The following is a 10,069-nucleotide window of genomic DNA, read 5'->3' on the forward strand; positions in this document are numbered from 1 at the left end:
GCTAACGGTGATATAGCAAGAGTTAGCCAGGAGTTTTTTGCCAGATTATAATGTCAGGGTAAAGTGTTTGATTAATCGCCAAAGCAATCAAAGTTAGAAGCTCGGTTAGTTGCGAAAAACATCGTTTTCACAAGCTGTTAGGTTTTCAGGTTGTACAGCTTGCTCTAACTCAATGTGAATACCTTGTGCCTCTTCTTCCATCAAATCTTCGATGTATCCAGGCTGAAGTGCTTTTGCCTCTAGGGGACTATCAAAAGGACCAAAGTAGTAAGTACACTTGGGAACTTTTGTGGTTATTTTGAGCCAGTAAGGTAGCTTTTCTTGCTCCTTTACGCCAATAATCTTGAGAAATTTTGTAACCAGAGACATAATAGAACTAAAATCTTTTGTTAAATTTATAACTATAAAAAGGCTCTTTAACTACTAGATTTACTAGTATTTGCTGATTGTCTAGGGGAAGATCAAAAATAGCAATTTTGATGAAAAGTAAATTAAATATACATTTTTATCATCTACTTAGAAATATAATTCTTTAGTACTTAAAATTACATTAGTGCTATTTAAATAGCATTCAATCAGGCGATCGCTATCAGCGAAACTCTCAAATCGAGGAGAGAGTGTTGTCCATAACAAATTATGTCTAGTTGTTTCATTCGATAGCTATAATGTTCCAGTTTTTAGATTCTACTTGCTTTAATAGTTTTTCGCATTTATAAAATAGATTTTTTTAAGACATCCTAAACCAACAAAAACTTTTTTTACGCTGTGTTCAAGTTTTCTTGCATAAATACTATAAAAATTTATATGATCAGCAGAATTTTGTTGACTGTTATCGATTGATATTTAAATTGCTATTTAAAAGTAAATACCGCAAGATGATAGATTTAAGCTTAATCAAGACTTTTTAGCGATCGCCAAAAGCTGATCTGGTTTGAGAATAAGTTCCTAGTCAACTAAATGAATAAATAACATTAATTATGTCCCATGAGCTATTAAATATTGTGAGTGATTGGTATCCTGATACTCATCCACCAAAATATATCTAAATTTATTTTGATACTGTGCTAATACATTAGGAAAACGCGTCAACAATTCATTAGTTCTTAATAATAAATCATCAAAATCCATCGCTCCTGCTTTAAAACAACGGTCTACATATTCCTTGTAGATGTCACCCATTCTTGGCCGACGTGCCATAGCATCAGCTTCCATTAATTCTGGATTATTAAAATAAGCCTTTACCGTTATTAGGCTGTTTTTATAAGATGATATTCTACTGTAAACCTGTTTGGTTTTGTAAATATCTTTATCGAGACCTAGTTGTTTAATAATCGAGGAAATAAGTTTCTGAGCATCTTGTGTGTCGTAGATTGTGAAATTACTAGGAAATCCGAGGTGATGTCCTTCAAAACGTAAAATCTTGGCAAACACTGAGTGGAAGGTTCCCATCCATAAATTCTTAGCCTCACTATCACCAACGATATCGGCAATTCTGCCTTTCATTTCTCTGGCTGCTTTATTGGTAAAGGTTAAGGCCAAAATATTAAAGGCATCTACACCTTGACTCATTAAATACGCAATACGGTAGGTTAACACACGTGTTTTACCAGAACCAGCACCAGCAATAACAATCATTGGTCCATCTTTCTGTAATGTTGGAGCTAATTGTGCGTCATTAAGTTGACTAAGATATTGTTTCAAAAGCAATTTTTTTCTAACTGTGAAAATACGTATTGTATTATATTTTTTTGCGTTTAAAATTCAATAATTATAAACAATCTTTCAAGATTATTATTTATTGAAATTTCAATATCTTTAAAGCAAATTCTAAAATTTATGAAAGTAATTATTGCATTGTTTCTGCTTACACATAGTGTTTCATTTTGCCAAAGCGCTCTACAAAAAGACATTATTAATATTGAAGATCAACTTATTGAATGGCGTCGTCACTTTCATCAAAACCCAGAACTCTCTAACCAAGAATTTAAAACTGCTGAAACCATTGCTGAGCATCTGAAATCGTTAGGATTAGAGGTTGAAACAGGAATTGCCATTACAGGTGTTGTTGGCTTGCTAAAAGGGGATTTACCAGGCAAAGTGGTAGCGCTAAGAGCCGATATTGATGCGCTTCCTGTAACAGAACGTAATAATTTATCCTTTAAATCTGAAGTTAAAACGACATTTTTAGGCACCGAAACTGGTGTAATGCACGCTTGTGGTCACGATACACATACTGCAATATTAATGGCTGTAGCCGAAGTCTTATCTAAAAATAAAGATAAAGTAAAAGGCACAGTAAAATTTATTTTTCAACCTGCAGAAGAGGGGCCACCACCTGGCGAAGAAGGAGGTGCAAAACTAATGATTAAAGAGGGTGCACTAGAAAACCCTAAACCAGATGTTATTTTTGGGTTACACATTAATGCAGGGACACCTGTGGGCACCATTAAATACAAAAAAGGTGGCATTATGGCTTCCGTAGAACGCTTTGTTATTAAAGTAAAAGGAAAGCAAACGCACGGCTCACAACCTTGGTCTGGTGTGGATCCTATTATGATTTCTGCAAAAATAATTGATGGTCTGCAAACCATAATTAGTAGAGAAGCCAAACTTACTGAAGAAGCTGCCGTTATTACCGTTGGTAAAATAACTGCCGGAACACGTTTTAACATTATCCCAGAATCTGCAGAGTTAATTGGTACCGTTAGAACATTAGATCCAGAGATGCGTAAAATGATAGAACGACGCATGAAGGAAATGTCTGAGACCATTGCTAAAGCCTACGGTGGTGAAGCTACTATTTCATTTAGAAATCAAACCTCAATAACGTATAACGATCCTGAATTAACAGATAAAATGCTGCCATCATTACAAAAGGTAGCCGGAAGAGAAAATGTACAACTTATGAAAGCGACTACAGGTGGTGAGGACTTTTCTTATTTTCAAGAAATAGTGCCTGGGATTTATTTTTTTATTGGTGGCATGTCACCAAGCGATGAGTCTAAAGGTGCATTTCCGCATCACACACCAGACTTTATGATTGATGAAAGCGGTATGCTATTGGGTGTAAAAGCATTGACGCAATTAACCTTAGATTATTTAAATAATTAATGTATATGAATGCCATATTAGAATTCTTAAGTCGTATCCCTTGGTGGCTTTGGATTATTGCCGTTTTAGTTATTATTGCTATTAAAGACATTTTAGTTCAGAAATCGAGCACTATAAAACACAACTTCCCAGTTGTAGGGCATCTGCGTTATATGTTAGAAAGTATTGGGCCAGAAATGCGCCAGTATTTTGTAGCTAACAACAGAGAAGAATTACCCTTTAATCGTATTGAGCGCGGTTGGATTTATGCTTCTGCTAAAAATCAAAATAACTACGAAGGCTTTGGCACCGATAGAGATATTTATGCACATCAGCATATTTTTATAAATAATGCCATGATGCCTTATAAAGTTAAAGCTAACCACCCAAGCGCTATTGATAAAACGTTTGCACCATGTGCAAAAGTGATTGGAGAATATAATAAGCGCAAACGACCTTACAGACCAGCTTCGATTATTAATGTGTCTGCCATGAGTTTTGGATCGCTTTCAGCCAAAGCTATAGATGCTTTAAACAAAGGTGTAAAAATTGCTGATGCTTACCACAATACTGGTGAAGGTGGACTCTCACCCTATCATAGCAATGGTGGTGATGTTGTTTTTCATTTTGGTACAGGCTATTTTGGTGTTAGAGCAGAAGATGGTGGTTTTTCTATGAAGAAAATGGTAAAACTCGTGGAAGACAATCCGTTTGTAAGAGCCATAGAAGTGAAACTATCCCAAGGAGCAAAACCAGGTAAAGGTGGAGTGCTTCCTGGAAAAAAAATCACAAAGGAAATTGCTAACATACGTGGTGTTGAAGTTGGAAAAACCGTATTATCACCACCAAACCACAAAGCCTTTTCTAATGTCCCAGAATTGGTGGATTTTATAGAAGCTATTGCTGAAGCTACGGGTTTACCTGTTGGTATAAAAGCTGCCATAGGAAAATTAGACCAATGGGAAGAACTTGCCAATATTATGGTAAAAGAAAATAGAGGGCCAGACTTTATTACAATTGATGGTGGCGAAGGTGGCACTGGTGCTGCTCCACCTAGTTTTGCAGACCATGTGTCTTTACCATGGATTTATGGATTTAGTGCTATTTATAAATTATTTCAAAAACGTAATTTAACAGAGCGTCTTGTGTTTATTGGCAGTGGTAAATTAGGATTTCCGGCTAAAGCTGCCATGGCATTTGCTATGGGTGTAGATTGCATTAACGTAGCACGAGAAGCTATGATGAGTATTGGCTGTATACAAGCACAGGTATGCCATACTAACCGTTGTCCTGCTGGTGTTGCCACACAAAGTAAATGGCTGCAAAACGGTATCAACGTGCCATTAAAGTCTGAGCGTTTGGCACAATACTTTAAAACCTTTAAAAAGGAATTGATTGAGATTACTCACGCGGCTGGCTACGAACATCCTTGCCAATTTACGATGAATGATGTTGAAATGAATGTGGACGACCAAAATCTAACCAAAAACTTTGACCAAGCCTTTTGCTATGATAAGACACCTGTTGATTTTAAAAGTATGCAACATTTAAAAGATTGTGTTTATCTTGGCGGTGTAAATAAAAATAAATAAAATTTCAATTCCTTTTATCGAAGCAATTAATACTAACACCTAATTCCTCAAACCTAATTCGCTTAAGCCATGGAACAACAACTCATCAATCTATTAATGTACACCATCCCTGCCTTAGTTACAGGAGCTATTGCCTACCTCTTTTTTAGAGAACATGTAGAAAATGAAAACAACCGAAGAAATTTTTTAATTAAAAAAGAATTACAAAAAGATGCGCTCCCACTGAGATTACAGGCCTACGAGCGTATGTCGCTTTTTTTAGAGCGTATAGCACCGGCAAAACTACTCACAAGAGTCAACCCAACATCCTCTAATAAAGAGAGTTATGAAAATTTACTTGTAGCAACAATTGAACAGGAATTTGAACATAATTTAACGCAACAAATATATGTGAGCGATCAATGTTGGAACATTATATTGGCCGCTAAAAACACAACCATTCAATTGATTAGAAAATCTAACATGAATGAAAAAACAGACACTGCAAATAAACTTAGGGAAACCATTTTAACAGATCTCATGGATAAATCAGCACCAAGTAATGCTGCCTTGTCGTTTATAAAACAAGAAGTTGAAGGGCTCTGGTAAATATCTAATGTATATAATCTAAAATCTAGCGCAAGTTAGTTTTTCTTTTAAAAGTTACATTTCATAGCTTAAACTTAAACATTAAGTACTACTTGCATGTTTCTGCTCGGCATAGTCATAGCCTTGTTGCCACCAATTTTTCATTAATCGCTTACTAAAGATTAGAGAGTTCTCTGTTAAACTTGTTGGAGTGTAGTATAAGTTTAATTTAACAGCTCTGTTTTTTGCAGCCAACTTGCCTATAATAATATCATTTTGTTCTACTTGGTTTAATAAATGCCCAAACAAATTCATCATTAAAGAAAACGGATTTTTTCCTAAAACACGCTGCCTACCTAAAGTCTCAGCCTCTAAAACAACAGCATCAACTTCTGTAGCTCCTCTTAATATAGCCTCTCTAATGGGTATTACACAACCCAAGCCACCATCGGCATATTCGTAACCATTAACCTTAGCTAAGGACATAAATGGGATATAATTGCACGAAATCCAAATCCAATTACAGAATTCGTCATAAGTACAATCTTTAATCGACTTATATTCTACACGATTCATTGATAAATTAGATACTGTAACCACAACATCGTGCTTGGTATGTTTTATTTTTTGGTATTCCTCTAATGTAAAATTCTTTTTAATAAGACGTTTTAATGCTTTACTCTCACCAAAGGTGCGTTTCATTTTAATAAACTGCCACAAGGAATTTACAAAATCAATAGATACATACTCTCTATCTCCCTTTTTACGCTGTACAAAAGGGCTTACACTAAAAATGTCTTGTTGTTGTACATTGGTAAAAACATCGTAAAGCTTAGAAATATCATTAACCGCAAGATGTGGCACCAACAAACTACCTGTAGAAGTACCTAAAAACATATCGTAGTTGCGTTTTTCTCGCTCCATAAGATATTGCGCCACACCACCTGCAAATGCTCCCTTACTTCCGCCACCAGAAATTACTAATGCTCGCATTATTCTTTAGTATTTTGAAGTTTTTTAGACATGTCTTTTGCAAACTTAACCAATCGCCAATTATGATGAGTTTTTGCGTTCTCTAAATTTAACAGACACCTTTCCTCACAGGCATTAATAAGGTCTAAATATCGAAAAGCATTCATTCTTAGGTCTGCATTGTAACGTGCTTCTGTATAATTAACTAATTCTTCGTATAACGATTGTTTATTATCGGCTTGATAAAATGGTGTGTTTAAACTTAGTACAATCCACAACAGGCGCACATTTTTATCACTAAAACCGTCCACATTTCTGGTTTTTGATAAATACTTAGCCCGTTCATCTGGGAAATTAGACCATAGATTATACAACGCATTTTCTATCGTAATATACGATTTGTCATCTAGTAAAGTCTCATAATTTGTTTTGAATTGTAACGGAATTTGCTTTACGTATTGCGAAATTGCCTGTCGCACTTTTAACCCTTGGTTAAAGGTGTCTTCAGTAACCAATTCTGGCGCTTGAGAAATGACTTTTATCTTAGCCTCATCGGAAACATAATATTTTAAATACTCGGAACACTTCGATGATTTTGCCTGGCAATCCACCATAAGGTATTCATTAATAAATGTAGATTGTTTTTTAAGCAAAGTAAAAGCATCATCTACAGGAAAAACTTTTTGCTTAATCCAGGCGTTTACAAAAGTAGTTAAAGATTTACCGTAAATTTTTTCAACTTCTTTAATAAAATCATTAGTTTTTACAGTATTAAATTGATTGGCATTTAAATAATTGACAACTGCTTGCTTATAGATCCTATCACCCACTAAAGTTCTCATGGCATGCAAAACCCAAGCACCACGTTGGTAAAAGGTTAAACTACTCGATTTGGGATCTAATAAAGAGGTGCCTTTACTTGCTATATCTTGCCCGCCTAAATCCACAGCAGACTCGTAAAGCTTAAAATAATAGTAATCGTCTCCAAAAATATCGCGCTCTGCTAAAAGCGCATAATAGGTCGCAAAACCCTCTTGCAACCAATGGTGCTCGCCAGATGTAGCTGTTACTAAATTACCAAACCACTGATGTGCCAACTCATGTGCATTTACACTAACGTAGTTTTTATCATTAAAACCAATCTCATCTACCACATAAGCATCCGAAAAAATGGTACAGCTCGTATTCTCCATGCCTGCATACAAAAAGTCGTGTACTGGTATTTGCTTGTAGTTTTGCCATGGATACGCAAAATCGATTTCATTTTCTAAAAAATCAAACATTTGTTTAGAATAACGGTAGGTAGGTTCTACTTTTAAAGAATCTTCAGGATAGTAATAATACTCTAAAAGCACACCACTAGCTGAGATTTCAGTACTCTTTTTGTATTGCCCTAGTACTGTAGCTACCAAATAGCTAGACATCGGCTTTTTCATGTCATATTCCCAAAGAATATTACCTACATTATCAGATTGAGATACTAACTCTCCATTAGAAATAATTTTATATCCTTTTGGACCAACAAACTTTAAATCAAATTCTATTTTATCATTAACATCATCTATACTTGGTAACCAATGGCTTGTGTATTTACCCTGACCTTGTGTCCATATTTGATTTCTACCTTCATTCTCCCACCCCATAAAATACATGGCTTTTTTTGGTGCACTATTAAATACAAAGCCTAAGCTGTAAGTGTCATTTTTTTTAAACTTGTTATAGATAACAAGCCTTTTTCCATCATATTTAAGTGTAGCAGCAAAATTATTTAAAGCTACATGCTTAAATGCCATTCCCTTAGCATCGAGGTATATAGAATCTGTATCTTTTAAAATTTCAAAATTAATTTCATAGGCGTTATAAGTGGTTGTATCTATAGAAAACTGATTAAAAACAATAAGTGCTTCCACCCTTTTAAAATCTACATAGTCGGTTTGTTGCGCAAAAGAAAGGCTAAAACTAAAAAAGCTGAAAAGGAAAAGAATTTTCTTCATGAATAGATATCGGCAATAATAAGGCCAAATTACAATTTTCTACCATTACTAAGAAAGTAGGTATGTATTTTTATCCAATAAGTTAAAATTAAGAAACCTTAATTTACTATATTTTCAGATATCTGCATTCGTAAGAAATAGGTAAATTCGCTGTATGAGTGTAAATTTACAAACACCAATAGATTATCTTAAAGGCGTCGGCCCTAACAGAGCGGATTTATTGCGCTCTGAGCTTGGTATACAAACCTACCAAGACCTCATAAATCTCTTCCCTAATCGTTACATAGATCGTACCAAATATTATAAAATTAATCAATTAGAGCGTAATAATGCCGAAGTGCAAATCGTTGGGCAAATTAGCGGATTTAGAGAAGTAGCCCAAAAACGTGGTAAACGTTTGGTCGCAGATTTTAAAGATGATACTGGGACTATGGAACTTGTTTGGTTCCGTGGGCAAAAATGGATACGAGAAAGCTTAAAAACAGGTAAGACCTATGTTATTTTTGGTAAAACCAACTGGTACAGCGGAAAATTTAGTATGCCACATCCAGAATTAGAATTACAAGCTGAGCACCAAAAAAACTTGCGCTCAGCTATGCAGGCTATTTATCCATCTACTGAAAAATTATCTAACAAAGGGATTACCAATCGGGCCATAGCTAAAATAATGCAACAATTATTTCTAGAAACCAAAGGCCGATTTTCAGAAAGCTTATCAGATGCCGTTAGAAATGAACTAAAATTAATTTCCAAATCCGAGGCCCTTTTTAATATACACTTCCCTAAAGACCAAGCGTTACTTTCTAAAGCACAATTCCGTTTAAAATTTGAAGAATTATTCTATATTCAATTGCAATTAATTCTTAAAAATCTCATTCATAAATCAAAAATAAAAGGCTTTACTTTTGAAAAAGTCGGAGACTACTTCAACAGTTTTTATAAGGATCATTTGCCCTTTGAATTAACCAATGCTCAGAAACGTGTTTTAAAAGAAATTAGACACGATTTAGGTAGCAATGCACAAATGAATCGTCTTTTGCAAGGAGATGTAGGTTCTGGGAAAACCATAGTAGCCTTTATGTCAATACTCATGGGGCTCGACAACAGCTATCAATGTTGCTTAATGGCACCAACTGCTATTTTGTCAGTCCAACATTATAACGGATTAAAAGAATTATGTAAACCATTAAATATCAGTATTTCATTACTTACAGGTTCAACCAAAACTTCAGAACGTATAGAAATCCATGAAAATCTCGAAAACGGCAATTTACAGATTCTTATTGGCACACATACCCTACTTGAAGATAAGGTAAAATTTAAGAATTTAGGGCTTGCAATTATAGACGAACAACATCGATTTGGAGTTAAACAAAGATCAAAATTATGGAAAAAAAATAACCTTCCGCCAAACGTTTTGGTGATGACCGCAACACCAATTCCTAGAACCTTAGCAATGTCTGTTTATGGCGATTTAGATATCTCTGTAATAGACGAACTACCTGCTGGCAGAAAACCAATTAAAACGGTTCATCGTTATGATAACAATCGTTTAAAGGTTTTTAAATTTATGAAAGACGAAATTGCTAAAGGGAGACAGGTTTATGTGGTCTATCCATTAATTCAGGAAAGTGAGAAAATGGATTATAAAGATCTAATGGATGGTTATGAAAGTATTTCTAGAGAATTTGCGACGCCAGACTATCAAATCTCAATCGTACATGGGCAAATGAAAGCTGTCGATAAGGATTATGAAATGCAACGCTTTGCAGAAGGCAAAACCAATATTATGGTGGCTACAACCGTTATAGAAGTAGGTGTTAATGTACCTAATGCTTCTGTAATGATTATTGA

Annotated in this window: 7 protein-coding genes and 1 pseudogene; 4 read left to right on the forward strand and 4 right to left on the reverse strand. The window is 34.9% G+C overall.

Annotated features, from left to right (window positions below):
* Nucleotides 1–105 precede the first annotated feature (105 nt).
* On the reverse strand, nucleotides 106–369 hold the full coding sequence (locus tag Q0800_RS13470; RefSeq protein WP_299130725.1) for a DUF1816 domain-containing protein: 264 nt from the start codon (nucleotides 367–369) through the stop codon (nucleotides 106–108).
* A gap of 621 nt (nucleotides 370–990) precedes the next feature.
* Nucleotides 991–1,701: pseudogene (locus Q0800_RS13475) on the reverse strand (UvrD-helicase domain-containing protein); the annotation flags it as partial.
* Between the two features lie 135 nt (nucleotides 1,702–1,836).
* On the opposite strand from Q0800_RS13475, the gene Q0800_RS13480 reads away from it, so the two are divergent.
* From Q0800_RS13480 to Q0800_RS13490, 3 genes are all read left to right on the forward strand, one after another.
* Nucleotides 1,837–3,111, forward strand: coding sequence for a M20 family metallopeptidase (locus Q0800_RS13480; protein WP_299130726.1), 1,275 nt, complete (start codon nucleotides 1,837–1,839; stop codon nucleotides 3,109–3,111).
* Between the two features lie 5 nt (nucleotides 3,112–3,116).
* Nucleotides 3,117–4,682, forward strand: a complete 1,566-nt coding sequence (locus Q0800_RS13485) for an FMN-binding glutamate synthase family protein (RefSeq protein WP_299130729.1) — start codon at nucleotides 3,117–3,119, stop codon at nucleotides 4,680–4,682.
* A 69-nt stretch (nucleotides 4,683–4,751) separates the two neighbouring features.
* Nucleotides 4,752–5,270 carry a hypothetical protein gene (locus Q0800_RS13490; RefSeq protein ID WP_299130732.1) on the forward strand — a complete coding sequence of 173 codons (519 nt, stop codon included), beginning with the start codon at nucleotides 4,752–4,754 and terminating at the stop codon, nucleotides 5,268–5,270.
* Nucleotides 5,271–5,351: 81 nt separating this feature from the next.
* On the opposite strand, the gene Q0800_RS13495 is transcribed toward Q0800_RS13490, so the two are convergent.
* Together Q0800_RS13495 and Q0800_RS13500 are read right to left on the reverse strand one after the other, a co-directional pair.
* Nucleotides 5,352–6,242, reverse strand: coding sequence for a patatin-like phospholipase family protein (locus Q0800_RS13495; protein WP_299130735.1), 891 nt, complete (start codon nucleotides 6,240–6,242; stop codon nucleotides 5,352–5,354).
* Nucleotides 6,242–8,215 carry a M1 family metallopeptidase gene (locus Q0800_RS13500; RefSeq protein WP_299130738.1) on the reverse strand — a complete coding sequence of 658 codons (1,974 nt, stop codon included), beginning with the start codon at nucleotides 8,213–8,215 and terminating at the stop codon, nucleotides 6,242–6,244. Before Q0800_RS13500 ends, Q0800_RS13495 begins: the two co-directional genes overlap by 1 nt.
* Nucleotides 8,216–8,369: 154 nt before the next feature.
* Between Q0800_RS13500 and Q0800_RS13505 the strand changes: the two genes are divergently transcribed.
* The coding region (locus tag Q0800_RS13505; RefSeq protein WP_299130741.1) for an ATP-dependent DNA helicase RecG at nucleotides 8,370–10,069 on the forward strand (1,700 nt) is incomplete at its 3' end.

Source organism: uncultured Winogradskyella sp. (genome assembly GCF_937958655.1).
GTDB lineage: Bacteria > Bacteroidota > Bacteroidia > Flavobacteriales > Flavobacteriaceae > Winogradskyella.